The sequence below is a fragment of the Microbacterium sp. sgz311019 genome, assembly GCF_056135325.1.
The window spans coordinates 1-23,431 of the sequence record NZ_JBWAXO010000011.1; the positions used below are offsets into that span (position 1 = coordinate 1).

General features: G+C 69.0%; 24 protein-coding genes. 17 read left to right on the plus strand and 7 right to left on the minus strand.

All coding sequences use genetic code 11. The features are described 5' to 3' along the window. Positions 1-189: 189 nt before the first annotated feature. Positions 190-765, minus strand: coding sequence for an SRPBCC family protein (locus tag AC0NZN_RS16040; RefSeq protein WP_474593321.1), 576 nt, complete (start codon positions 763-765; stop codon positions 190-192). Between the two features lie 260 nt (positions 766-1,025). Here AC0NZN_RS16040 and AC0NZN_RS16045 point away from each other — a divergent pair, with 260 nt between their 5' ends. Next, complete coding sequence (locus AC0NZN_RS16045; protein WP_474593322.1) at positions 1,026-1,190, plus strand: hypothetical protein; 165 nt, start codon at positions 1,026-1,028, stop codon at positions 1,188-1,190. 307 nt (positions 1,191-1,497) lie between these two features. Then, positions 1,498-2,028, plus strand: coding sequence for a gluconokinase (locus AC0NZN_RS16050; protein ID WP_474593323.1), 531 nt, complete (start codon positions 1,498-1,500; stop codon positions 2,026-2,028). On the opposite strand, the gene AC0NZN_RS16055 is transcribed toward AC0NZN_RS16050, so the two are convergent. Beyond that, a complete protein-coding gene (locus AC0NZN_RS16055) occupies positions 2,029-3,105 on the minus strand; it encodes an ABC transporter permease (RefSeq protein WP_474593324.1) in 1,077 nt (358 codons plus the stop codon). It lies immediately after the preceding gene. Positions 3,106-3,174: 69 nt separating this feature from the next. Between AC0NZN_RS16055 and AC0NZN_RS16060 the strand changes: the two genes are divergently transcribed. Then, a complete protein-coding gene (locus AC0NZN_RS16060; RefSeq protein WP_474593325.1) occupies positions 3,175-3,765 on the plus strand; it encodes a TetR/AcrR family transcriptional regulator in 591 nt (196 codons plus the stop codon). Between the two features lie 36 nt (positions 3,766-3,801). Here the strand turns inward: AC0NZN_RS16060 and AC0NZN_RS16065 are convergent, their stop codons facing one another. Beyond that, complete coding sequence (locus AC0NZN_RS16065) at positions 3,802-4,854, minus strand: LacI family DNA-binding transcriptional regulator (protein ID WP_474593326.1); 1,053 nt, start codon at positions 4,852-4,854, stop codon at positions 3,802-3,804. Positions 4,855-5,031: 177 nt separating this feature from the next. Here AC0NZN_RS16065 and AC0NZN_RS16070 point away from each other — a divergent pair, with 177 nt between their 5' ends. The 7 genes from AC0NZN_RS16070 to AC0NZN_RS16100 are packed head-to-tail and all read left to right on the plus strand — an operon-like array spanning position 5,032 to position 12,247. After that, on the plus strand, positions 5,032-6,456 hold the full coding sequence (locus AC0NZN_RS16070; protein WP_474593327.1) for an ABC transporter substrate-binding protein: 1,425 nt from the start codon (positions 5,032-5,034) through the stop codon (positions 6,454-6,456). 1 nt (position 6,457) lies between these two features. Further along, the gene (locus AC0NZN_RS16075; RefSeq protein ID WP_474593328.1) at positions 6,458-7,420 is read left to right on the plus strand and encodes a carbohydrate ABC transporter permease; all 963 of its coding nucleotides are present in this window, start codon (positions 6,458-6,460) and stop codon (positions 7,418-7,420) included. Further along, on the plus strand, positions 7,417-8,316 hold the full coding sequence (locus AC0NZN_RS16080; RefSeq protein ID WP_474593329.1) for a carbohydrate ABC transporter permease: 900 nt from the start codon (positions 7,417-7,419) through the stop codon (positions 8,314-8,316). Before AC0NZN_RS16075 ends, AC0NZN_RS16080 begins: the two co-directional genes overlap by 4 nt. Continuing rightward, on the plus strand, positions 8,313-9,728 hold the full coding sequence (locus tag AC0NZN_RS16085; protein WP_474593330.1) for a family 43 glycosylhydrolase: 1,416 nt from the start codon (positions 8,313-8,315) through the stop codon (positions 9,726-9,728). The genes AC0NZN_RS16080 and AC0NZN_RS16085 overlap by 4 nt, the downstream gene beginning before the upstream one ends. A gap of 28 nt (positions 9,729-9,756) precedes the next feature. Continuing rightward, positions 9,757-9,981 (plus strand): twin-arginine translocase TatA/TatE family subunit, encoded by a 225-nt coding sequence (tatA, locus tag AC0NZN_RS16090; protein WP_474593331.1) that lies wholly within the window; start codon positions 9,757-9,759, stop codon positions 9,979-9,981. After that, a complete protein-coding gene (locus AC0NZN_RS16095) occupies positions 9,978-11,366 on the plus strand; it encodes a glycoside hydrolase family 32 protein (RefSeq protein WP_474593332.1) in 1,389 nt (462 codons plus the stop codon). The genes tatA and AC0NZN_RS16095 overlap by 4 nt, the downstream gene beginning before the upstream one ends. Next, positions 11,363-12,247, plus strand: a complete 885-nt coding sequence (locus AC0NZN_RS16100) for a carbohydrate kinase family protein (RefSeq protein ID WP_474593333.1) — start codon at positions 11,363-11,365, stop codon at positions 12,245-12,247. The genes AC0NZN_RS16095 and AC0NZN_RS16100 overlap by 4 nt, the downstream gene beginning before the upstream one ends. 27 nt (positions 12,248-12,274) lie before the next feature. Here the strand turns inward: AC0NZN_RS16100 and AC0NZN_RS16105 are convergent, their stop codons facing one another. Then, entirely contained in the window at positions 12,275-13,987 is a 1,713-nt protein-coding gene (locus AC0NZN_RS16105; protein ID WP_474593334.1) for a glycoside hydrolase family 13 protein, read from the minus strand. A 138-nt stretch (positions 13,988-14,125) separates the two neighbouring features. Here AC0NZN_RS16105 and AC0NZN_RS16110 point away from each other — a divergent pair, with 138 nt between their 5' ends. The 5 genes from AC0NZN_RS16110 to AC0NZN_RS16130 all read left to right on the plus strand — a co-directional run bounded on the left by AC0NZN_RS16110 (position 14,126) and on the right by AC0NZN_RS16130 (position 18,655). After that, on the plus strand, positions 14,126-15,376 hold the full coding sequence (locus tag AC0NZN_RS16110) for an ABC transporter substrate-binding protein (protein WP_474593335.1): 1,251 nt from the start codon (positions 14,126-14,128) through the stop codon (positions 15,374-15,376). Positions 15,377-15,581: 205 nt separating this feature from the next. Beyond that, positions 15,582-16,484 carry a carbohydrate ABC transporter permease gene (locus AC0NZN_RS16115; protein ID WP_474593446.1) on the plus strand — a complete coding sequence of 301 codons (903 nt, stop codon included), beginning with the start codon at positions 15,582-15,584 and terminating at the stop codon, positions 16,482-16,484. Then, positions 16,481-17,395: a carbohydrate ABC transporter permease gene (locus AC0NZN_RS16120; RefSeq protein ID WP_474593336.1), complete on the plus strand. Its 915-nt coding sequence runs from the start codon at positions 16,481-16,483 to the stop codon at positions 17,393-17,395. The genes AC0NZN_RS16115 and AC0NZN_RS16120 overlap by 4 nt, the downstream gene beginning before the upstream one ends. Before the next feature lie 4 nt (positions 17,396-17,399). Continuing rightward, on the plus strand, positions 17,400-17,627 hold the full coding sequence (locus AC0NZN_RS16125; RefSeq protein ID WP_474593337.1) for a hypothetical protein: 228 nt from the start codon (positions 17,400-17,402) through the stop codon (positions 17,625-17,627). Positions 17,628-17,641: 14 nt separating this feature from the next. After that, on the plus strand, positions 17,642-18,655 hold the full coding sequence (locus tag AC0NZN_RS16130) for a LacI family DNA-binding transcriptional regulator (RefSeq protein WP_474593338.1): 1,014 nt from the start codon (positions 17,642-17,644) through the stop codon (positions 18,653-18,655). Positions 18,656-18,678: 23 nt separating this feature from the next. Here the strand turns inward: AC0NZN_RS16130 and AC0NZN_RS16135 are convergent, their stop codons facing one another. Next, positions 18,679-19,143, minus strand: a complete 465-nt coding sequence (locus tag AC0NZN_RS16135; protein ID WP_474593339.1) for an FHA domain-containing protein — start codon at positions 19,141-19,143, stop codon at positions 18,679-18,681. Between the two features lie 131 nt (positions 19,144-19,274). Further along, complete coding sequence (locus AC0NZN_RS16140) at positions 19,275-20,018, minus strand: sulfite exporter TauE/SafE family protein (RefSeq protein WP_474593340.1); 744 nt, start codon at positions 20,016-20,018, stop codon at positions 19,275-19,277. 147 nt (positions 20,019-20,165) lie between these two features. Here AC0NZN_RS16140 and AC0NZN_RS16145 point away from each other — a divergent pair, with 147 nt between their 5' ends. Further along, the gene (locus AC0NZN_RS16145; protein ID WP_474593341.1) at positions 20,166-21,026 is read left to right on the plus strand and encodes a hypothetical protein; all 861 of its coding nucleotides are present in this window, start codon (positions 20,166-20,168) and stop codon (positions 21,024-21,026) included. A gap of 7 nt (positions 21,027-21,033) precedes the next feature. Here the strand turns inward: AC0NZN_RS16145 and AC0NZN_RS16150 are convergent, their stop codons facing one another. Continuing rightward, a complete protein-coding gene (locus tag AC0NZN_RS16150; RefSeq protein WP_474593342.1) occupies positions 21,034-22,272 on the minus strand; it encodes an MFS transporter in 1,239 nt (412 codons plus the stop codon). Between the two features lie 99 nt (positions 22,273-22,371). On the opposite strand from AC0NZN_RS16150, the gene AC0NZN_RS16155 reads away from it, so the two are divergent. Next, entirely contained in the window at positions 22,372-23,412 is a 1,041-nt protein-coding gene (locus AC0NZN_RS16155; RefSeq protein ID WP_474593343.1) for an NAD(P)H-dependent flavin oxidoreductase, read from the plus strand. Positions 23,413-23,431: the final 19 nt, after the last annotated feature.

Consider the following 23,431-nt stretch of genomic DNA (forward strand, 5'->3'; position numbering starts at 1 on the left):
TCAAGGGCGCGTTAGCGTGAGTCACGAAGACCTCCGTGGAGCGGATGTGAGGGTGGTACCCACATCGTCCCGGAGGTCTTCGCCTCACCTCACACGATCACAACGTGTCGAGGAAGAACAGCTAGCCTCTCCCGGCCCGGAGAAGACGGGACGCCCGCGGCAGTGCCGCCGGCCGTCCCGTCTTCCCGCTCACATGTCGTCGGCAGGCATGCCGGTGTCGGGGTCGATGCGCACGCCGGTCGTCGGATCCAGGTGGGTCTCACGCATGCCTCCCATACCCGTCGTGCCGGCCGCGGGGTCCGTGGCGATGCCGCCGTGGACCTCGCCACGCCAGCCGCCGGTCGCCATGCCCTTGTCCTCGACGAGCTTCTTGAAACGGTGGAGGTCCTGCGCGACCGCCAGATCGTCCAGCTGCAGGGCGGCGCCGGCCTTCTCGGTGAAGCTCTCGGGCTCCCACTCCATGTTCAGCGTGACGCGCGTCCGGTCGCCGTCGATGGGCAGGAACTCGACATGTCCGGCGAGCACACGATCGTCGATGCTCTCCCAGGTGATGTGGTCATCCGGCACCTGGTCGATGATGCGGGCGTCGAACTCCCGCGTCACCCCGCCGATCTGGGCGACCCAGTGGGTGGTCTGGGCATCGATCTGACGGATCGAGTTCACATTGTGCATGAACTCCGGAAGCTCCTCGAACTGGGTCCACTGGTCGTACGCGGCCCGGACCGGCGCATCGATCTCGATATCGGCGGTGATGTGGCTTGTCATCACGCCCTCCTCTCCTTATGCGGAACGGCCACGCTAAGCGCCCGAGGCACGTGTCCGAGAGGGGGTTGACCGACGTGCGGCACACCGTTATGCCCGACTTCTTCAGCCGAGCCGGCGTCCAGGTGCCGCATTGCGCAGGCGCTGTCAACCCCCTCGGCGCCCGCCTCTGTCGCCTCTAGCTTCGAAAGCACATCCCGCGATGGAGGCCGCCATCGCGACGAGAAGCCACTGCGACGCCCGTCGCAGAAGAAGGGAACCCAATGAACATCCTGTTCATCGTCATCATCATCATCGCGATCATCATCGCGATCACCGGTGGACTCGTGCAGTCCCTCAACTTCCTGCTGTGGATCGGCATCATCCTCCTCGTTCTGGCCGTGATCGCCTGGCTGATCCGCGCGATGATGGGCCGCAACCGGGTCTGATATCCCGAACGGCGAGAGTCGGGGCGGGGCGGGCTTCCTTCGTGGCGGCCCGCCCCTCCCTCTCGTCGAGCGCATGGCCGGCGGTCTCGCGCGTCAGCGCTGGCGAAGACGAACGCCCCACTGCGTGGGCGTGGGAGTGCGGGAATCGCATGTCTGCCGGGCGTGCATCCGGCGTCCGCGTCTCCCCTTCCCGTCTCGCCTTCGGACGATCCTGCCGTCCATCCACGTGAAGGCTAGATGCAGCCCGCGGAGAACCCACGGGGCTTGACCCGTCCCAGCCGCGGTGGTATTTCCGAGGATCGGTACGATGGCCGCGATGGAACGGCGAATGGATGCGGACCCGCCCGCGGTACTCGTGGTGATGGGCGTGTCGGGCAGCGGCAAGTCCACGATCGCGGCGCTCCTGGCCGAGCGGCTGGGGTGGGACCTCCAGGAGGGTGACGACCTCCACCCGCCCGCCAACGTCGCCAAGATGTCGGCGGGCATCCCGCTCACCGATGACGACCGCTGGCCGTGGCTGCGCCTCGTCGCGGAGTGGATCGACGCCCACCGCGCCGAGGGCGTCCACGGGGTGATCACCTGCTCCGCACTGAAGCGGTCGTACCGCGATCTGCTGGCCCGGCCGGACGTCGAGTTCGTGCACCTCACCGTCGACCCGGACGTCATCGCCGATCGCATGGAGCATCGCGCAGGCCATTTCATGCCGGCATCCCTGCTCGACTCCCAATTGGCGGCCCTCGAGCCGCTGCAGCCCGACGAGCGTGGAATCGTCGTGTCCGCCGCCGGTGCGCCTGAGGCCGAGGTGGATTCGATCATCGCCCGCCTCGGCCTCCGCTGATCAGGCCGCGACCACCTCGCGGTCAGGCTCGAGCGTCTCGTCGGGCACGTGCATGGCCGGCCGGCTGCGGAAGTGACCGATGACGGTGAGCAGGATGCCGAGCACCGCCCAGCCGGCGAGCACCCACCATTGCCTGCTGTCGTCCGCCTGGGGGAAGTAGCTCAGCGATCGGATGAGCCAGCTCGAAGCCCCGGGGACGAAGAACTGCCCGATGGCGCCCCAGGGCTGCGCAAGGAACTGCCACGGGACCGCGGCGGCCGACAGCGGGCTCGCGAACAGGACGGTCACGGCGGCGCCGACCGCGATCCCTGCCCGTCCGAGCAGGGAGGCGCACCCGACCACGAATGCCGACGTGCCGAGCACCGACAGCCCGATCGCCAGCGCGTTGATCCAGAAGTCGCCCTGCAGGTACCCCCACCACGGCTGCAGCACGAGCGCGAGCGCGATGCCCGCCATCACCGCGAACGCCCCGAGCGCGACCAGCCGGCGCACAGGGCCGACCACCAGCAGGGAGATGAGGACGCCGCCGATCATGCCGCCGAGCGTGAAGGGGAAGGATGCCGCGGCCATGCCGGAGCCGGTGGGATCGCTCGAGGAGAGCGGGACGACCGGGGTCACGGTGACGACCGCCTTGCTCGGGTCGCCGCCGGCTGCGGAGATCTGCTGCACGAGCTGCGCCTGCAGCTGCGACGCGAGAGTGGTGAGAAGCTGCGTGGCCGCAGCGCTTCCCGCCGGGGCGGTCAGCACTTCTGGTGCGGTGCCGGGTGCACCGAGCACGATGGCGCCGTACGTGTCACGGCTCTTGATCTGATCGACAGCGGCCTGCCGGTCGTCCGCGGCGACGAAGTCGATGCGACCGGGAGCCTGTTTGTCGACGGCCTTCTCGAGGGCGTTGACGGCTGCGACGGGTCCGGCGATGCCGACCGGCAGATCGTGCGGGTCGGCCGTCTTGGTCGGCCAGAGGAAGGCGAGGACGACGAGCGTGACGATGAGGGATGCCACGAGGCCGAGCCCGAGGGCGACCGGCCACCTGGTGTGCGGCCGAGCGGTGGCGGCCGGGGTCGAGGCGGAGGACATGGCTGCTCCAAAGAGAATGTTTGAACTGTTTGCAGGGAATGAGCGTAACAGAACGAGTATTCTTTTTACATGCCCCGTCTCACCGAAGCCCGTCGCCAGGACCGCCGCGACAAGATCGCCGCGGCCGCCTTCCGCTGCTTCGCCCGCAACGGGTTCGCCGGCACCTCGATGGCCGACATCATCGCCGAGTCGGGGCTCTCTGCCGGCTCGATCTACTCGCACTTCGAGGGCAAGACCGACCTCATCCGCTACGTCGCGATCGAGGAGCTCGACCGTCGCTTCGAGGACGTCGCTCGGACGGTCGACGACACAGACACCCCGTTGACTCCCGGACGCATCGCCGCGCGCGTGTTCGGCGGCCTCCCCGTGGATCGGGAGCGCGCGCAGATCCTCCTCCAGATCTGGGCGGAGGTGCCCCGCGACCCCGAACTGGCGGTCATGGGGCGCGGTAACATCGCGCGCTTCCGACGCATCATCCGGGAGGCTCTGCGACCGTGGGCGCGCGCTCGCGTCGGAGAAGCGGGAGACGTCGAGGCGATGGCCGGGGCTGGCGCCGATGCGGCGCTCGCCGCACTGCAGGGGTCCGTCGTCCGCATCGCCTTCGACCCGGATTCCGATGCGGGGGCTCAGGCGGCGGCGCTCGCCGCAGCCTTCGACTGACGCCTGCAGACGAGGCCCGGCGGATAGCGCTCGCTGTCAGGCAGACGCTTCTGGAGCAGGGGTTCGATCCTGTGTGATCTCTCGTACCGAGTCGCGACGGATGACAGGCATCGGGAGCAGCTCATGGGTGAGGGGGCGATCGCCCAGGAGCATCTCCACGCCGTGCCGCGCCATCTCTTCGTAGGGCAGGCGGGCGGTCGTCAGGCCGGGGCGGACGAGGCTCGCCAGCTCCTCGTCGTCGAACGAGACGACGGAGATGTCGTGCGGCACGCGCAGGCCCAGGTCCGCGACGGCCTGGTACACCCCGAAGGCCACGCCGTCGGTCGCGGCGATCAGGCCGGTGAGATCGGGATGGGCGGCCAGCATCCGGTGCGCCTCTTCGTATCCGATCCGGGTGTTCCAGTCCGGGACGATGACCTCGACCGCGCCCACCCCGCGCTCCGCAAGGGTCTCGCGGATGCCGGCCAGGCGCCGCGCGATCGTCACGGACCGCCGGAGATCGCCGGCGATGTGGGGGACGTCGCCGATGAACCCGATCCTGCGGTGACCGGCCTCGAGCAGCACCGTCGCCATCGCCCGGCCGGCGGCGTACTCATCGGGCAGGACGCTCGGGAGGCCGTCGGGGGTGGTGCCGTTGACGATGACGACCGGGACGCCGGGCGGTGCCGGCGGCACATCGACCATCCGGGCCGCCATGAGCCCCACGATGACGCCGTCGACGCGCCGGTCGATCATCTCGTCGAAGGCCTCCGCGAGCTGGGAGACGTGGTCGCCGGTCTCCGCGATCAGGACGGTGTGCTCGAGCTCCTTCGCCGCGCGCAGGGTGCCCCGCACCATGGCCGAGGCGAAGCGCGTGATCGTGACCTGGTCCGAGATGAAGCCGATGGACCGCGTCTTGCCCGACCGCAGGCTCTGGGCTGCCGGGTTCGGTTTGTAGCCCAGCTGGGCCGCCGCGGCGTGGGCTCGTTCGACGGCCTCGTCCGACAGACGGGTGCCCGGGCGATTGTTGAGGATCAGGCTGACCGCTGTCTTCGACAGCCCGGAGAGCTTCGCGACATCGGCCAGCGTCGGCCTGCGTGCGGTCGTCATCCTGGTCCACCCCCGATTACTCGATCTCACAGACAGATTACGATGCTGAACTAATTTAGCGCTAGGTCTTGCGAGGGGCGTGTCGTGCTGTTAGCGTCTGCTAAATCGGTTCTGCTAAATCGGTTCGGCATATCGGACCGCAGGATGCGGAGCGATCCACTCAGAGAGGAGTAGTTGATGGCACGAGCATTCGGACCAGACCTGAACCGTCGTGATCTCTTGCGGCTCGGAGGCCTCGGCCTGGCGAGCATCGCTCTCGCGGGCGTCGGCACGGGGCTCACCGGCTGCGCGCCGACGGCATCGGGCAGCGGCAGCGGTTCCACCACAGGGACCCTGAACATGCTGTACTTCGGCGATCAGAAGGCCGCGACGACGCTGCAGAACTCCCTGCAGCCGCAGGTCAAGAAGATCGACAAGGATCTGTCGATCAAGGTGACCGCGATCAACGGCACGGACTGGAACGACTTCCTCGCCAAGGTGCTCACACTGATCGCCGCGGGCCAGGCGCCCGACCTTGTGAGCGTCGCGACGGAGGGGCTGCAGCTCATGGCGTCGAAGAAGCTGATCACGCCGCTCGACCCGTACGTCACGAAGGACATGGCGACCCTCAAGGCGACCTACTTCAACGACATCCACCCGGCGCTCGTCGAGGCGATGATGTTCGAGGGGCACCTCTACAACATGCCCGACAGCTTCAACGCCGGAAGCATGTTCTTCAACACCGGCGCGCTCCAGAAGGCCGGGGCCGCGGTGCCTTCCTCGACCTGGACCATGGACGACTTCCACACGACGGCGCAGCAGATCAAGTCCGCCGGAGGACAGATCCTGCCGTTCGACTGGGTGGTGCGCTTGTGGGGCAGCTGGACCTCGTTCCTGTATGCCAACGACGGAAACCTCCTCCAAGAGGGCAAGTACCCCGGCGGCGACTGGCTGTGGAGCAAGGCCTACGCCGCGGGTGACCCGAGCATCGCGGGACGTCAGGGCGGCTGGAAGTGGGGGACGCCCACCGCGAACTCGGATGCCTCCGTCGAGGCGCTGCAGTACGTGATCGACATGCAGAAGGCGGGCCTGTCGCCCTCGCCCGATGTGGGCGGCGGCGGGACGCTGCAGGGCCTGTTCTCGTCGGGCCGGATCGGCATGTCGATCGGCGGCGGATTCTGGGCCGGCGGCCTTCACAACGCGGGCATGGCGCCAGGCAGCTTCAACGTCCAGTTCTTCCCTCGCTGGAAGAGCAACAAGTCGCTGTTCGGCACCGGCGGGTACTCGATCTTCGAGTCGTCGCAGAAGAAGGATGCCGCGTGGGAGGTCATCAAGATGATGATCCGGCCGGAGAGCTTCGACATCATGTTCCCCGGCAACGTCACGACTCCCGGCCGCAAGTCTCTGATGACCGCACAGCGCTACGCACCGACCGGGCCCGAGAACTGGAAGGTCTTCTACGACCAGCTCGACGGCTCGGTGCCGATCTCGGCGCCGCCGTATTACAACGCGCTCGCCACCTCGCTGAACCAGCGCACCACGCAGGCGGTCTCCGCCGGGAGGGCGAAGCCGTCGCTGGACGCCATGCAGGCGGATCTCGAGAAGATCTCGAAGGGCAGCTGACATGACCGCCGTCGTCTCCGCGCCGCAAGCCTCAGCGCGCGAGGAGCGACCTCCCCAGCCCGTCCGCCGCCGCCCCGGTGCGCGGCGGACGGCCCGGCGGGAGGCCGTCTTCGGCTTCGCGATGATCGGGCTCGCGATGCTGTTCGTGACCGTGTTCACGTTCCTCCCGATCGTCGCCTCGCTCGGCCTGTCGTTCTTCGATTGGGATGTGATCAGTCCGCCGACGTGGGCGGGGCTCGGCAACTACCAGCGGTTCTTCTCCGACGAGCCCGTGCTGCAGTCGTTCGGCGTGACGATCGCCATGGCGATCGCGATCGTCGTCCTGCAGATCTCGCTCGGCCTGTTCCTGGCGGTGCTCGTCAATCAGCGCACGTCGACCTTCGGCAGGACGTTCTTCCGCACCGCCTTCTATCTGCCGCTGCTCGCCTCCACCGCTGCCGTGTCGATCTTCATGGGCTATCTCTTCGACTACCAGTTCGGAGCGATCAACTACTACCTCGGGCTGGTCGGCATCCCCGCCATCCCGTGGCTGACGAGTCCCCTCGGGGCCCAGGTGACCATCGTGCTGATCGTCGTGTGGCAGCAGGTCGGATTCACGTTCGTGCTGTTCGTCGCGGCGCTGATGTCCGTCCCGGAGGACGTGCTGGAGGCCTCATCCATCGACGGGGCCGGGCCTCTTCGCACCCTGTTCGGAATCAAGATCCCGCTCATCAGCCCGACCATCCTCTTCGCCGCCGTGATCTCGCTGATCAACGCGATGCAGCTGTTCGACCAGCCGTACATCATGACCAAGGGCGGCCCGGGCTCGGCCACCACGACCGCGACCATCTCGATGTACCAGACCGGGTTCCAGAACCTGCAGTTCGGCTACTCGTCCGCGATCGCCATCATCCTGCTGCTGCTGATCCTCGCGATCACCGGCCTGCAGTTCCTCGCCTCCCGGAAGCTGGTGTTCTACCAATGAGCACGACCACCGACACGGCCGCCGTCGTCAGCGGGCAGGCTCAGCCGATGCACCCCGTGGCGGGGCGCCGCCGGGGAGTGTTCAAAGTCGGCAAGTTCGTCGGCCTCGTCGTGCTCATCCTCGCCGCGGTCTTCGCCCTCGGCCCGCTGCTGTGGACCCTGACGACATCGCTGCGCACGCCGGCTGACGCGTTCGAGAACCCACCGCAGTGGATTCCACTGCATCCCGATTTCAGCAACTACGCCGCCGTGTTCCAGCAGATCCCGATCGGCACGTTCTTCATGAACAGCGTGATCGTGACCGTCCTGATCGTCCTGGGTCAGACCGTGACGTGCACGTTGTCCGGGTACGCCTTCGCGATGATCTCGTTCCCCGGCAAGAACGTGATCTTCGGCGCTTTCCTCGCCACCATGATGGTGCCGCTGCAGACGATCATCATCCCGGTCTTCATCATCATCAAGACGCTGGGACTGAACGACAGCCTGATGGCGCTCGTCATCCCGGCGCTCGGGAGCGCCTTCGGCACCTTTCTGATGCGGCAGTACTTCATGCAGATGCCGCGCGAACTCGGCGAGGCCGCCCGCATCGACGGAGCGAGCCAGTGGGGCGTGTTCTGGCACGTGTACGCCCGCATGGCGACGCCGGCGATCGCCACCCTCGCCATCCTCAACTTCTCGGGGTTCTGGGCGGAGTTCTACCGGCCGCTGATCTTCCTGCAGTCCCAGGACAAGTTCACGCTGCCGCTCGGACTCGTGGGTCTGCAGGGCAACCTCGGAACCGGCTCCATCTCGGTCGTGCTCGCAGGCGTCGTGATCGCGATGATCCCGAGCGTGCTGCTGTTCATCGTCGCGCAGCGGTACTTCATCGCCGGAGTGACGGCGGGCTCGTCCCGATGAGCACGCCTCCCGTCTTCTTCCGCCCCGCGCCGGCCTGGGTCGGAGACGTCATCCCCGCCGAGCACGACGGCGTCTTCCACCTCTGGTACCTGTATGACGACCGCCGCGACCCGAAGCCGGGGATGCCCTGGCATCTGGTCACCACGAGCGACTTCGTCACCTTCCACGCCCGCGGCGAGGCAGTGCCGTCTGGCGGACCGGAGTCCGAGGACTTCAACGTCTATACGGGGTCCGTCGTGGAAGGGCCGGACGGGACATGGCACCTGTTCTCAACCGCGCAGAACCCGGGACGGCCGGGTGCGGACGGGCGCCCGCTGCAGCTCGTGGCCCACGCCACGAGTGCGGCACCCGGAGGGCCGTGGCAGAAGCATCCGGAGCTGACGTTCGGTGCGCCCGACGGGTACGAATCGGGCGACTGGCGGGACCCGTTCGTCTTCCACGACGGCGAGGGATGGCGGATGCTGGTCGCCGCCCGGCATGCGGACGGCCCGGACCGGCGGCGCGGGACGGTCGCTCAGCTGGTCTCGGAGGATCTCACCTCATGGACGCCGGTCGAGCCGCTGTGGGATCCGCGCCGGTTCATCGCGCACGAATGCCCCGACGTGTTCCGGTGGAACGACTGGTGGTATCTCGTCTACTCGGAGTTCACCGACACCTTCTGCACGCGGTACCGCATGGCCCGCTCCCTCGACGGTCCCTGGCTCGCGCCCGAGGACGATGCGATCGACACGCGGGCGTTCTACGCCGCCAAGACGGTGGGCCGTGACGACCGCCGGTTCTTCGTCGGCTGGATCGCCACGCGCGAGGACGACTCCGATGACGGGGCCTGGCAGTGGGCGGGGACGATGGCGGTGCTCGAAGCCCGTCAGCGGACCGATGGCGTCCTCGCCTTCCACCTGCCCGCGGAGCTCGTCGCGACCTTCGACACGACGGTCGCGAGCGGTCTTCGCTCACCCCTGACGCTCTCTGCTCCCGATTCGTATCGGGCGATCGTCGGCACCGAAGATCTCCCCGCGCGGTTCCACCTCCGGGCCGAGATCGACATCGCGCCAGGCACGGGTTCGGTCGGGCTCCTGCTGCGCTCCGATCACGACGGCGGCCGGGCCGCCGTCGTGCAGCTCGAGCCGCGCCGCCATCGTGTCGTCTTCGACCGGTGGCCGCGCACCCTCACCGGCGCCGAGCAGTGGCAGATCTCCGGCGATGTGCCGTTCGAGTTCGAGCGGCCCGTGAACTTGGACGCCGGTCGCCACGCCATCGAGGTGCTCACCGACGGGCAGGTCGTCATGGTCGTCGTCGACGACCACGTGGCGCTCAGCACGCGGCTCTATGCGCACTCCGGGTCGCGGATCGGGTTCTTCGCCTGCGACGGGGAGGCATCCCTCATCTCTCTCACCATCAACCGGCGCGACTGACGCCGCAACCTTCCGAAGGAGAACCCACATGGGCATGCTCGGCTGGCCGCATCTGCTGCTGATCGTCGCCGTCCTCGTCCTGCTTTTCGGCGCCGCGAAGCTGCCGGCGCTCGCCAAGAGCGTCGGGCAGTCGGCTCGCGTCTTCAAGGGCGAGATGAAGGCGATGCAGGAGGATGGCGCCGCCGCTCCGCTCGAGGAGGCAGGCTCGCAGAACATCGACGGCGGATCCCCGTCCACGGGCGTGTCCGGATGACGCGCCGTCCCCGCATCCACTTCACCCCCGAGCGCAACTGGCTGAACGACCCGAACGGGCTCGTCTTCCACGAGGGCCGCTACCACCTCTTCTTCCAGTACAACCCTTTCGGCGATCTCCACAGCCACATGAGCTGGGGGCACGCCTCGAGCGCCGACCTGATCCGTTGGGAGGAGCATCCCGTCGCCATCCCGTGCGGGGAGAGCGAATGGATCTTCTCCGGCTCGGCGGTGGTGGATGCCGAGAACACGAGCGGGTTCGCCGCCCCCGGCCAGACGCCCCTCGTCGCGATCTACACCTCGGTCGATGCGATCACGCTGATCCAGACGCAGGCTCTCGCCTACAGCGTGGACGGCGGGACCACGTGGACGAAGTACGCCGGCAACCCGGTGCTCGACCGGGGGTCGCGGGACTTCCGCGATCCCAAGGTCTTCCGCTACGGCGACGGGGCGGACGCGTGCTGGGTCATGGTCGCCGTGGAGGCCGAGGATCGGCAGATCGTCCTCTATCGATCGCACGACCTGCGATCGTGGGAGTTCCTCTCGACGTACGGGCCGGCCGGCGCCGTCGGCGGGGTATGGGAGTGCCCCGACCTGTTTCCGCTCGCGCTCGACGGAGACCCCGACGACATCCGATGGGTGCTCCTCATCAGCCTCTATCCCGGCGGGGTCGCCGGGGGGTCGGGCACCCAGTACGTCGTGGGCTCGTTCGACGGTGTGCGGTTCACGCCCGACCGCCCGGTCGGCGGCGACCTCGCCCGTCTCGATTGGATCGACCTCGGTCGCGACTGCTATGCCGGAGTGACGTTCAACGGGCTGCCCCTGCACGAGCGCACATTCATCGCCTGGATGAGCAACTGGGACTATGCGGCCGAGGTTCCGACGGCGCCGTGGCGCGGATCGATGACCGTGCCCCGGCGGTTGAGCCTCGTGAACCTGGATGGCCGGCCTCAGCTGCTCTCCCAGCCGATCCTCCCCCGGGGTGAGGCGATCGACCCCGCCGCGGAGCTTCCCGCGGCGGCTCGCATCGACGTCAGGGCCGCACTCGGCCCGGACGGCCGAGTGCGCCTCGATCTGGTCGGCGCCGAGGGCCGCCGGGTGTCGGTCGACTGCGGGCGCGGCCGCGTCACGGTCGATCGCCGGGCAGCGGGAGACCTCCATCCCGGCTTCCCGAGCATCGAATCCGTGTGCGTCCCCGGCGACATCGACACCGTCGAGCTCACGATCGTGGTCGACACCTGCTCGATCGAGGTGTTCGCGGCCGGAGGCCTCCGCTCGATCACCGACCTGGCGCTTCTCGGCGACACGCGGCGACTCGAGGTCTCGACAGAGGGCACCGCTGTCGTCGAGACTCTTGGCGTGGTCGATCTCGGTGGTGGTGCATGACGCGGGTGGCGGTCATCGGCGAGGCGCTCGTCGATGTGATCCGCGGAGTGCCTCATGCGGGCGGCTCTCCCGTGAACGTCGCCGTCGGGCTGGCGCGCCTCGGAATGGATGTCACGATGGCGACGCGCATCGGACGCGACGACCATGGGCGACTCCTCGAGGAGCATCTGATGGGCGCGGGGGTCACCCTGATGGCCGGGTCCGTCGTGGACGAGCGGACGTCGTCGGCGGTCGTCACGCTCGACGACAGGGGAGTCGCGCGATACGACTTCGACGTCGTGTGGGACCTGCCGCCGGTCGACGTGACCGGCTTCGACCTGGTGCATGTCGGCTCGATCGGCGCGTACCTCCAGCCCGGCGCCTCTGTCGTGAACGACGCGCTCGACGCCGTCGATCGGCGGACGCTCGTGAGCTTCGACCCCAACATCCGCCCGGCCCTCATCGGACCGCGCGCCGAGGCGGTCGTGCAGACCGAGCAGCTGGTGGCGGCGACCCATGTGGTGAAGCTCAGCGACGAGGACGCCGCCTGGCTGTACCCGGGCGAGTCGCTCGAGGACGTGCTGCGGAGGTTCCACGCGCTCGGCGCCCGTCTCGCGATCGCCACGCGGGGGCCGGAGGGCTGCCTCGCCCTGGCGGACGACATCGTGCTCGACGTTCCCGCGCGCCCGGTGGCCGTCGCCGACACCGTCGGAGCGGGCGACGCGTTCATGTCGGGGCTGCTGGCGGCGATCGCCGCCGACGGGGGAGCCGCCGTCGTGACGGCCGGCGGAGCGCCGGAACTCGGGTGGGCGCACGTGCTCCAGGTCGCGCTCGAGAGCGCGGCCATCACCGTGTCGCGCCTCGGCGCGAACCCGCCCTGGAGCGCCGAGCTGCCGCTCTGATCGAGCGGACCGCTCGGCGCCGCCCGCTCAGGCGCGCAGGTCGAGCCAGACGGCGGCGTCACCGTCCAGGTGACCGTCGGCCACCGCATCCGGCACGCTCGCCAGCAGGATGCGTGCGTCCGCAGGCATGGCGACCGGCTCGGAGCCCGTGTTGACGATCATCCGCACGTCGCCGAGGTCGGCGTCCAGCACCGTTGCCGGGCTGTCGTTCCACGTCAGCGTGGTGCGCCCCAGCCCCCGCTCGTGGCGCAGCCGAAGCGCCGCGCGATAGAGCGCGAGAGTGGATGCGGGGTCGTCCTCCTGCAGGTCGGCGGCGAGCTCGCCGAAGACCTCGGGCTGCGGCAGCCAGGAGGCGCCCGTCTCGCTGAAGCCGAAGGCCGGCGCGTGCGCGCGCCAGGGGAGGGGGACCCGGCATCCATCCCGCCCGATCTCGGCGCCGCCCGTCCGGATGAACGTGGGGTCCTGGCGCACATCGGCGGGGAGGGTGGTGTGGTCCGGCAGCCCCAGCTCCTCGCCCTGGTAGATGTACGCGGAGCCGGGGAGGGCGAGCGTCAGAAGGGCGATCGCCCGCGCGCGCCGGAGACCGAGCGCCTGGTCGGGCTGCGGGTCGTCCGGCCCGATGCCGTTGACCCACGTCGTCGGGTCCGCCTGGCCGAAGCGGGTCGCGTGACGCACGACATCGTGGTTCGACTGCACCCAGGTGGTCGTCGCCTCCACCGCATGGTTCGCGGCGAGGGACTCGTCGATCGTCGCGCGCAGCGCCTGCGCCGACCATCCCGACAGCATGTACGGGAAGTTGAACGCCTGGTGCATCTCGTCGGCGCGCACGTAGCGTGCCATGCGGTCGGCGGGGTGCACCCACGCCTCCGCGACGAGGATGCGCGGCGGCGTGTAGCCGTCCAGCAGCTGGCGCCAGTGGCGGTAGATGTCGTGGACGCCGTCCTGATCCCACATGGGCCCGCGGTCGCCGCCCGCGCCCTGGATGTCGCGCATGACGGTGTTGTCGGGGAGGCCCTCGGCCTTCACGAGGCTGTGCGCGACGTCGACGCGGAAGCCGTCGACGCCGCGATCGAGCCAGAAGCGCAGGACGTCGTCGAACATGTCGGCGACCTCGGGGTCGGACCAGTCGAAGTCCGGCTGGCTCGGGTCGAAGAGGTGCAGATACCAGTCGCCGTCGCCGACCGGCTCCCAGGCGGGGCCGCCGAACACCGAGTGCCAGTTGTTCGGGGGGAGCGAGGCATCCGGCCCCGATCCGCGGCGGAACATGTACCGCGCGCGCTCGCGACTCCCGGGCGCCGAGGCCAGCGCCGCCTGGAACCACGGGTGCGCGCTGGACGAGTGGTTGGGAACGAGGTCGACGATGACGCGGATGCCGTCGGCATGCGCGACGCGGATGAAGGCGTCGACGTCGCCCAGCGTGCCGAAGCGCGGGTCGACATCCATGTAGTCGGCGACGTCGTAGCCCGCATCCCGCTGCGGCGAGACGTAGAACGGGGAGATCCACACCGCATCCACGCCGAGGCGCGCGAGGTAGGGCACCTTCGAGGTGATGCCGGCGAAGTCGCCCATGCCGTCGCCGTCGCCGTCCGCGAACGAGCGCGGATAGATCTGGTAGACGACGGCGTCCCGCCACCAGCGGTCGACTGCCGTCGCGGTCTCCGTCGCCTCGGACTCGGTCGTGGTGGTGGAGAAGGTGTCGCTCACGTCGCCTCGTTCTTGTGTGTTGCTGAACCACGACATCCTGGCACGACGCAACCGGTTGTGCAACAGATCTGCAACCGGTTACTGCAACCGGTTGCGGAGCGGTGTGCCGACGGAGTAGCGTCACCGTGCATCAAGCCCCAAGAGGCTTTGTCGCGTCTCAGTGAGGAGAACACAGTGAAGAGAACAACACTTGTCTTCGCGACCGCCCTCGCGGTCGGAGGATTGGCGCTGACCGGCTGCAGCGGCGGTGGAGGAGGCTCTTCCACCGGGTCGGCAGACAATGCCCATGGCCCGATCACCTACGTGCAGGGCAAGGACAACAACAACGTCGTCCAGCCCATCATCGACATGTGGAACCAGAAGCACCCGAGCGAGAAGGTCACGCTCAAGGAGCAGTCGACCGATGCCAACCAGCAGCACGACGACCTCGTGCAGAACTTCCAGGCGAAGAACTCGGCCTACGATCTCGTGAGCGTGGATGTCATCTGGACCGCCGAGTTCGCGGCGAAGGGCTGGCTGCAGCCGCTCGAGGGCAACCTCAAGATCGACACGAGCGCCATGCTGCCCGCGACCGTCAAGTCGGCGACGTACATCGACAAGCTGTACGCCGGGCCCGTCTCCTCCGACGGCGGGCTGCTCTACTACCGCACCGACCTGCTCTCCACGCCGCCGACGACGTGGGATGAGCTGATCGCCGACTGCCCGAAGGCGAAGGCCGCAGGCATCAACTGCTACGCCGGTCAGTTCAAGCAGTACGAGGGCTTGACCGTCAACTTCGCGGAGAGCGTCAACGGGGCGGGAGGCGAGATCGTCAAGTCCGACGGCAAGACGCCGAACCTCTTGACGCCGGAGGCCAAGAAGGGCTTCCAGCAGCTCGTCGACGCGTTCAAGAACGGCGACATCCCCCAGGAAGGCCTGACCTTCATGGAGGAGCAGGGCCGCACCCAGTTCGAGGCCGGCAAGTACCTGTTCATGCGCAACTGGCCGTACGCCTACAGCCTCGCGTCGACGGATGACACTTCCGTGATCAAGGGCAAGTTCGGCATCGCGCCCCTCGTGACGGCCTCGTCGCTCGGCGGTCACAACGCGGCCATCTCGGCGTACTCGAAGTACAAGGGGACCGCGCACGACTTCCTGCAGTTCCTCGAGAGCCAGGAGATCCAGAAGATCTTCGTGCAGAAGGCGTCGCTCGCACCGGTCCTGTCCGCGCTGTACGACGATCAGGACCTGATCAAGACGAACCCGTACCTGCCCACGCTGAAGGCGTCGATCCTGAAGGCTGTGCCGCGTCCCGTCACGCCGTTCTACCCCGCTGTCACCCAGGCCATCCAGGTGAACGCCTTCCAGGCGCTCTCCGGGGCGACCGACGTCGACACCGCGCTGAAGAACATGCAGGACGCCATCAAGTCCGCAGGCAACGGATAACGTCCGCCTCCGACCCGGGCCGGCCGGTCGCCGGCCGGCCCCGGTCCCCCATCGCAGAGCTACATCCGATCCACTCAAAGGAGAGAGGAGTCCACCCATGGCAGTCGTAGACGCCGCGCAGGAGACGACGACCAAGTCGCCGCGCGGCAGGAAAACCGACAAGGCGGCGGTCAAGACTCACGAGCGCCGTGCAGCGCTCTGGCTGATGGCCCCCAGCATTGTGATCCTCGCGGTGGTGATCGGATATCCGCTCGTCGCCGCCGTCATCCAGTCGTTCCAGAAGGATGCGGGTCTCAACCCCGCCACCGGCCTGTTCGAGCAGGGCGGCTTCGCGGGCTTCTCGAACTACACCCACTGGCTGCTCCAGCAGTGCGGTCCGGTCCCGTGCCCGCCCGGAACCAACGGCGCGAGCTTCTGGGCCGCCATCTTCAACACCTTCTTCTTCACCATCGTCACCGTCGTCTTCGAGACCGTCCTCGGCCTGTGGATGGCGCTCATCATGAACCGCGCATTCCGCGGACGCGCCCTGGTGCGTGCGTCGGTCCTCGTGCCGTGGGCCATCCCGACGGCCGTGACCGCGAAGCTGTGGTTCTTCATCTTCGCGACGTACGGCATCGCCAACGTGATACTCCATTCGCAGATCCTCTGGACGAGCCAGGCCTGGCCCGCCCGCATCGCCATCATCATCGCGGACATCTGGAAGACGACGCCCTTCATGGCACTGCTCATCCTCGCGGGGCTGCAGGTCATCCCGGACGAGATCTACGAGGCCTCGCGGGTCGACGGCGCCAGCACCGTGCAGCAGTTCTTCCGCATCACGCTGCCGCTGATCAAGCCGGCGCTCATGGTCGCGATCCTGTTCCGCACGCTCGACGCACTGCGCATGTACGACCTCCCGGCGATCCTCACCGCCGGCGGTCCAGGCAATTCCACGACGACCTTGTCGATACTCGTGGTCAATCAGATCAGGCAGGGCTTCAACGCCGCGGCAGCACTGTCGACGCTGACGTTCCTGCTCATCTTCGCTGTCGCGTTCATCTTCGTGCGCTTCCTCGGCGCCAACGTGGTCGCGACTCAGACCGCGCAGCAGAAGGGACAACTCCAGTGAGCGTCACGACCACCCAGGTCGCCGCCGCGACGACGCCGAAGCCGGCGGACGAAAAGGCTCGCGCCAGCAGCCGTGCGCGCAAGAAGGCGGGAGCAGGCTTCCGCACGGGCCTCCAGGCGATCATCATCGTCATCTGGTGCCTCGCGCCGTTCTACTGGATGATCGTCACCGCCTTCCGTCCTGTCACGCACACGTACGATACGTCCCTGATTCCCATCCCGGCGACGATCGACAACTTCGTCACCGCCTTCTCCACGCAGCTCGGTAACCACCTGCTGCGCGCGATCGGCAACAGCCTCATCGTGGGCGTCAGCGTCACGGTTGTCGCGCTGGTGTTCGGCGTGACGGCCGCCTATGCGCTCGCACGGCTGGAGTTCGCGGGCAAGACGTTCTTGGCCGGCATCATCCTGGGGGCCTCCATGTTCCCCGCGGTGGCCCTGCTGACTCCGCTGTTCCAGCTCTTCACGAACCTCGGCTGGACGGGCACGTACCAGGTGCTGATCATCCCGAGCATCTCGTTCGCGCTGCCGTTGACGGTGTACACGCTGGCGTCGTTCCTGCGCGAGATGCCGTGGGATCTCGAGGAGGCCGCGCGCGTCGACGGCTGCACGCGGTTCTCGGCATTCATCAAGATCATCCTTCCGCTGGCGGCGCCCGCGGTCTTCACGACCGCGATCCTCGCCTTCATCGCCAGCTGGAACGAGTACCTGATCGCGAGCGTGCTGTCGACCGACGCCACGCAGACCGTGACGGTCGCCATCGCCGGCTTCACCGGGTCGCTGCCCCACCAGGAGCCCTACACCGCCATCATGGCCGCGGGCACCATCGTGACGGTGCCGCTCGTGATCCTGGTGCTGGTGCTCCAGCGGAAGATCGTCGCCGGTCTGACCGCCGGCGGAGTGAAGGGTTGACCTGGTGGCCGTGCGGGCGCCTCGCCAGCCCACCAGTAGGCTCGATTTCAGCCTCGGGGTCTTCGTGTCGCTGGGGGTGGGGTTGCTGCTGATCACGCTGCTGTGCGAGTTCACGGGTCAGCCGGCTGTGCTGTGGGCGCTGCTGACCGGTGCGGACGCTGTGGTCATCGCGATTCTCTACCGGCGCAGGAGCCGGATCTCCGCTGGGTCGGGCGGAGGTGCCGATCGATAGGACGGACGTATGTCATGACTTCCCTCATAGACATCGCCCGCGAGTTGGGGCTGTCCAAATCGACCGTCTCGCGGGCGCTGCGCGGCATGCCGGGGATCGCCCCGGCCACCGTGGAGGCCGTGCGCGGGGTGGCCGAGCGTGACGGGTACATCCCGTCGCTGGCCGCCTCGGGGCTCACGACCGGACGCCATCATGCGATCGGCGTCGTCGTCCCGTCGCTGCGGCGCTGGTTCTACGCATCCGTCGTGAGTGGCATCGACGCCGCACTCGCCGAGGCGAACTACGACGTCGTGCTCTTCGACCTCAGTCGCGGCGGCGGAGAGGAGCGCCTGTTCCACCGGTCGCTGCTGCGGCGCCGCGTCGACGGACTGATCGTGCTGTCCACGGACTTCGCGGCGGAGGAGCAGCGCCAGCTCGACGAGGTGGGGCTGCCGACGATCGGCGTCGGCGGGCCGACTCACGGGATGCCGCGCGTCGGCATCGACGACCACGCCGTTGTCGTGACGGCGACACGGCACCTGATCGAGCTCGGCCATCGGCGCATCGGCCTCGTCGGCGGAATCGACGCCGAGGGGCTGAACAGCACGGTGCCGCAGATCCGCTTCGCTGCGTTCGCCGACACGCTCGCCGAGGAGGGAATCGACCTCCGCGACGAATGGATGCTGTCCGGAGGCTATCGTTTCGGCCTGGCCAAGCGCGCGATCGAGCAGCTGCTCGCGTCGGGCGACGAGCTTCCCACCGCGCTCCTGTGCACCTCGGACGAGATGGCCGCCGGCGTCATGTTCGCGCTCCAGGCCGCCGGCATCGTCGTGCCGGATGAGGTGTCCGTCATCGGCATCGACGGCCATGACTACTCCGAGGCGCTCGGCCTCACCACCGTCCAGCAGGAGCCCGAGCAGCAGGGGCGCGACGCCGCCGCGTGGGTGCTCGGACACCTCGTGGGCGGCTCGGGCGACTGGCCCGACGTCCCCTCGGCACCCTACGAGCTCGTCGTGCGCTCGACGACGGCCCCGCCGCCGGGCGACTGATCCGCCGCGAGGTTCTGCCTCCCTCAGGACTCGGCGGCCGCATCCTCGGTGTAGTCCGGACGCTCGGGCTGCCGGGGCTGGTGCGTGCCCTCCCCGCCCTCACGGCCGCCGTACGGCCGGCCGTGGTCGGCGTACTCGTCGCGGGCGTAGACGAACGTCCACCCGCCCATCGTGAACCGCGCCCCGGTGCGCAGGATCGCGCCCTCGGCGTCGACGGCCTCGATGTACATGGGCGCGTGGCTGAGGTCCATCGCGCCGTGCGGGATCAGCACGTACTCATCGTCGACATCGTGGACGATCTCGGCGTGCAGTGCGTCGATGTCCGCGAGCCTCAGCTCCGACTCGGCGGCGCTCCCGATGCGCACGCTGTCAACGTCGAGGCTGAAGACGCGGTGGGCGCCGTCCCGCGACACGATGAGGTGGGGATTCCCCGCGCCCCAGGTGGCGTGGGTCGTGCTCGGCTGCGTGTGGTTGCTCGATGCGTTCACTGCTCGTGCTCCTCCCGACGCCGGGGGAGCGTTCTCGTCTCGGATGCATCCCCGACCCCTCGATTGTTCCACCAGAGCTCGCCGGCGTCAGGGGGTTGCGGGATCTTCCGGTCTCTGCCAGGGCCCCGCCGTCAGGGGACGAGCAGGTACGCGGCGCCGAGGATCGTGAGGATGAGCACGATCCGGTCGAAGAGCGCCTGATGGATGCGAGGGATCATCCACCTGCCGACGAGCGCCCCGGCGACCACGAGCGGGATGAGGACGGCATCCAGCAGCAGCACCGGCAGGGTGATGAGGCCGAGGCCGACGAGGATCGGCAGCTTGACGATGTTCACGATCGCGAAGAACCAGGCCGCGGTGCCGAGGAACACCTTGACGGGCGTGCGCATGCCGAGCAGGTACATCGACATCACCGGTCCGCCGGCGTTGGCGACCATCGTGGTGAAGCCGCCGAGCGTGCCGTAGCCGATCGTGGCGGGGACGTTCGCGTGCGTGATGGCGTCGGTGGATGCGGAGCGCCTGCGCCACAGCGTGATCGCCACCATGCCGAGGAGGATGACGCCGATCACGGGCTTCACGATCGCGTTGCTCGCGAACGCGAGGAAGAGCGCGCCCAAAGCGATGCCCGCGGCCACGGGCGGGGCGAGCCGGAGGAGCGTCGGCCAGTGGGCGTGCCGGCGGTAGGTCAGCAGGGCGAAGACGTCGCCCACGATCAGCAGGATGAGCAGGGCGCCCGTGGAGGTGCGGGCGGGCAGGAAGGCGGCGAAGATCGCCACCGAGATCGTGCTCGCCCCGGGCAGTGCCGTCTTGGACACGCCGACGATCGCCGCCGCGAGGGCGAGCAGGGCCCATGCCCACGGCATCAGGTCGAGCATGCGTCCATTCCGGCTGAAGGTCGGGTCGGTCGATCCTACGTCTCATCGACGACGCCGCTGTCACTGTCATTCCCTCCGTCACGTTCGGCGGCTTCGCACGACAGAAGGTGACGGAGGGGCATTCCCGCCGTCGGGCATACTGACGGCATGCCCGAGGCCGCCGTGCCGGATGACACCGCCGCAGACATGACCGCGGCTCTGCGGCGCGCGTTCATGACGTGCGGCGAGCTCTCCGACGCGTTGCGCTCTCTCGGCGGGGGACCTGTCGCCGCCGAGGCGAGCCTCCGCCGGGACGAGGATGCCACCCGCACCGCCGAGGGACGCCTCGCCTTCGTGGCGTACGTGCAGCAGCGAGCCGCTGCGGCGGCGAGCTATCTCGACGAGCTGCACCGCTCGGCGCTGCGCACGCGTCCCGGCGAGGTGTCGCTCGACCTGGTGCTGCTTCCGCCCCTCCTGCGCGGAGCCATCGAGAACGCGGCGACCCTCGCGTGGCTGCTCTCACCGCAGACCCGGCAGCAGCGGCTCGAGCGCTTCGCGCGCGCTCTGCGCGCCGACGTGGGCAGGTTCGCCGCCGACCATGAGCGTCTCGCGCAGGCGAGGGATGCGTCGATCCCGCCGCAGCTCTACGACCAGCTGGCATCGCGTCTGGCGGAGCACGGCGAGGCGGCTCTCGCCCACATCGACGCCGCCGCACACGCGGCGGGGGTCACGACCCGTGCGGTGCGTCGCGAGCTGCCGCCGTCCGTGCCTGTCGCCGAGGCCTACGGCGACGGCAGCCTGCCGCATGTCGCCTGGACGGCCCTCAGCGACCTGACGCACTTCGGCTTCACACTCGCGAAGAACGACGCCGAGCTGCACGTGGAGACCGACACCCGCCAGTCGTCGCTCGTGGTCTACGCGCTCGTCGCCGTGACGACGGCCCGCGACGCGCTCGAGCGCCTCACGGAGGCGATGGGGATGCGGGGGGTCGCAGCATCCATCGATCCCGTCGTCGACGACACCGCCTGAGGCCGGCTCAGTGCCGCGAGCCGAGCGCCGCGTTCACGACGCCGGCCGCCGCGACGACCGCCGCCGCGACGATGGGCGCGACGAGGGCCGCGGGGGTTCCGATCGACTGCGCGACGGCTCCCGTGACAGCCGATGCCGCGGACTGCCCGACGATCACACCCGAGCCGAGGATCGTCATGACGGTCGCCGAGCGTCCGCGCGGGCTGTACGCCGCGCCGAGGCTGTACTGCGTCACGAGCGTCGGCCCGATACCGACGCCGATGATGAGCAGCGCCCACGCCATCTGCGGCACGTCGCGGACGAAGGGGAGCGAGAGGCTTCCGATCAGCACGATGCCCGAGAACACCAGCCAGCGCGCCCGCAGTGAGAACCGCGGCGGCAGGATCATGACCCCGAGCGCGAAGATCGCCGAGCCCACGCCCATGGCGCCGTAGACGAGTCCCGCCTCGGTCGCGGCGCCCCGATCGGTCATGAAAGCTGTGAGCGACGTCAGCATCGCGCCGAAGAAGAGGCCCATTCCGAGCGCTCCGACGGTGATCGTGATGAGACGGATGCCGAGCAGCTCCCGCGCGGGAGCCTGCGTCGCGATGTCCGCCGTCGCCGGCGGCATGCCCTCCGGGCGCGTGATCGGGACGGTGGTGCGCCCCGTGCGGTGCAGCGCGAATGCGGTGACGAACGCGGCCGTCAGCACCGCGGCCGCGACGATCGGCGCGGCAGGGCTGAACGCGGTCGCGAGCACGCCGACGACGACCGGACCGAAGACGAAGACGATCTCGTCGGCCGATGACTCGTACGCCATCGTGCCGTTCAGGATGCGGGGTCGCCGCGCTCGCGGGAACACCCGGTCGATGATGCCGACGAGTCGGCTGCGCGACATGGGCGACACCTGGGGGGCCGTCGCTCCGACAAGGAGCGAGGTGAGCAGCACCGCCGGATCGGGGAGCGGGCTGTAGACGACCCACGCGAGGGTCAGCAGCACGATGCTGTTGGCGATCGCCGTCGCCAGCACGACGGGGCGCTGCCCCCAGCGGTCGGCGGCGACGCCGATGAGCGGCCCGCAGATCGCGGCGCCGAGGCCGACCATCGCCGAGTTCACTCCGCCGAGCGCGAGCGATCCGCGCCCGGAGACGACGAGGGTCAGCACGCCGACGACCATCATCGCGTAGGGGAAGCGGGCGATGAGGGCGATGGGGAAGTAGGCGAAGCCCGTGGCGCGGATGAGGCTCGGCTCGTTCTTCCGAGTCATGGAGCCTCCTTTCCGAATCCGGGCCAAGCGTTCCATCGTACCGGGGAGGACCCGCGGCACCCGGAGCCCGGTTCGGACCCGCGGAGTAGCGTCGCGGGCATGAGCATCCTCGGCGTCGAACACCCCATCCTCCTCGGCCCCTTCGGCGGGCTCTCCTCGATCGATCTGACCGCTGCGGTCAGTGACCTCGGGGGCCTCGGCGGATACGGCCTGTACGGATACTCGGCGCAGCGCATCCACGACACGATCGCGCAGCTGAAGGACGCGACGTCCCGCCCGTTCGCGGTGAACCTGTGGCTGCCCACCGGCGACGAGGTGGTGCCTCAGCGGCTGGATCTCGGGCCGTTCATCGATGCGGTCGCACCGCTGTATGCGGAGCTCGGACTCGAGCCGCCGACCGTGCCGCAGGCCTTCCTGCCCGACCTGCGGGTGCAGCTCGAGGCCGTGGAGGAGGCCGCACCCGCGGTGCTGAGCCTCGTGTTCGGGGTGCCTCCGCGCGACGTCGTGCAGCGGCTGCAGGCGAAGGGCATCCGCGTGGTCGGCACGGCGACGACCGTCCATGAGGCGGTGTCGCTGGATGCCGCGGGCGTCGACGCGATCGTCGCCAGCGGCTCGGAGGCCGGCGGGCACCGCGTCTCGTTCGCGGCCCCGGCGGAGAAGTCCCTCGTCGGAACGTTCGCCCTCATCCCGCAGGTCGTCGACGCGGTCCGTGCCCCTGTCATCGCGGCGGGCGGGATCGCCGACCGCCGCGGGGTGGCGGCCGCCTTCGCCCTCGGCGCCTCGGGCGTTCAGGTCGGGTCGGCGTTCCTGCGGACTCGGGAGTCGGCGGCGACCGATGCGCATCGGGCGGCGCTCGCGGCCGCATCCGACACCTCCACCGTTCTCACGCGGGCGATGAGCGGGCGGCTGGCCCGCGGCATCCCGAACCGCGCGATGCGCGAGATCGAGGCGAGCGGCGTCATCGCTCCGTTCCCGGCGCAGAACTGGCTCACCGGCGGATTCCGCGCCGCCGCGGGAGCGAAGGGCGACGGCGACCTGCTGTCGCTGTGGGCAGGACAGGCGGCGGGTCTCTCGCGCGGCGGGACCGCGGCCGAAGTGTTCGCGGAGCTGCTCGCGGGCGTTCCGGGGGCCACCGGATGACGGCGGGCGGGCGTCATCG

Coding starts and splice junctions, on each gene's coding strand:
- AC0NZN_RS16130 (WP_474593338.1), top strand. CDS start 17,642: ATGACTTCCCTCATAGACATCGCCCGCGAGTTGGGGCTGTCCAAATCG.
- AC0NZN_RS16060 (WP_474593325.1), top strand. CDS start 3,175: ATGCCCCGTCTCACCGAAGCCCGTCGCCAGGACCGCCGCGACAAGATC.
- AC0NZN_RS16075 (WP_474593328.1), top strand. CDS start 6,458: ATGACCGCCGTCGTCTCCGCGCCGCAAGCCTCAGCGCGCGAGGAGCGA.
- AC0NZN_RS16055 (WP_474593324.1), bottom strand. CDS start 3,105: ATGTCCTCCGCCTCGACCCCGGCCGCCACCGCTCGGCCGCACACCAGG.
- AC0NZN_RS16095 (WP_474593332.1), top strand. CDS start 9,978: ATGACGCGCCGTCCCCGCATCCACTTCACCCCCGAGCGCAACTGGCTG.
- AC0NZN_RS16040 (WP_474593321.1), bottom strand. CDS start 765: ATGACAAGCCACATCACCGCCGATATCGAGATCGATGCGCCGGTCCGG.
- AC0NZN_RS16065 (WP_474593326.1), bottom strand. CDS start 4,854: ATGACGACCGCACGCAGGCCGACGCTGGCCGATGTCGCGAAGCTCTCC.
- AC0NZN_RS16150 (WP_474593342.1), bottom strand. CDS start 22,272: ATGACTCGGAAGAACGAGCCGAGCCTCATCCGCGCCACGGGCTTCGCC.
- AC0NZN_RS16080 (WP_474593329.1), top strand. CDS start 7,417: ATGAGCACGACCACCGACACGGCCGCCGTCGTCAGCGGGCAGGCTCAG.
- AC0NZN_RS16070 (WP_474593327.1), top strand. CDS start 5,032: ATGGCACGAGCATTCGGACCAGACCTGAACCGTCGTGATCTCTTGCGG.
- AC0NZN_RS16155 (WP_474593343.1), top strand. CDS start 22,372: ATGAGCATCCTCGGCGTCGAACACCCCATCCTCCTCGGCCCCTTCGGC.
- AC0NZN_RS16145 (WP_474593341.1), top strand. CDS start 20,166: ATGCCCGAGGCCGCCGTGCCGGATGACACCGCCGCAGACATGACCGCG.
- AC0NZN_RS16105 (WP_474593334.1), bottom strand. CDS start 13,987: ATGTCGTGGTTCAGCAACACACAAGAACGAGGCGACGTGAGCGACACC.
- AC0NZN_RS16050 (WP_474593323.1), top strand. CDS start 1,498: ATGGCCGCGATGGAACGGCGAATGGATGCGGACCCGCCCGCGGTACTC.
- tatA (WP_474593331.1), top strand. CDS start 9,757: ATGGGCATGCTCGGCTGGCCGCATCTGCTGCTGATCGTCGCCGTCCTC.
- AC0NZN_RS16045 (WP_474593322.1), top strand. CDS start 1,026: ATGAACATCCTGTTCATCGTCATCATCATCATCGCGATCATCATCGCG.
- AC0NZN_RS16085 (WP_474593330.1), top strand. CDS start 8,313: ATGAGCACGCCTCCCGTCTTCTTCCGCCCCGCGCCGGCCTGGGTCGGA.
- AC0NZN_RS16140 (WP_474593340.1), bottom strand. CDS start 20,018: ATGCTCGACCTGATGCCGTGGGCATGGGCCCTGCTCGCCCTCGCGGCG.
- AC0NZN_RS16115 (WP_474593446.1), top strand. CDS start 15,582: ATGGCCCCCAGCATTGTGATCCTCGCGGTGGTGATCGGATATCCGCTC.
- AC0NZN_RS16100 (WP_474593333.1), top strand. CDS start 11,363: ATGACGCGGGTGGCGGTCATCGGCGAGGCGCTCGTCGATGTGATCCGC.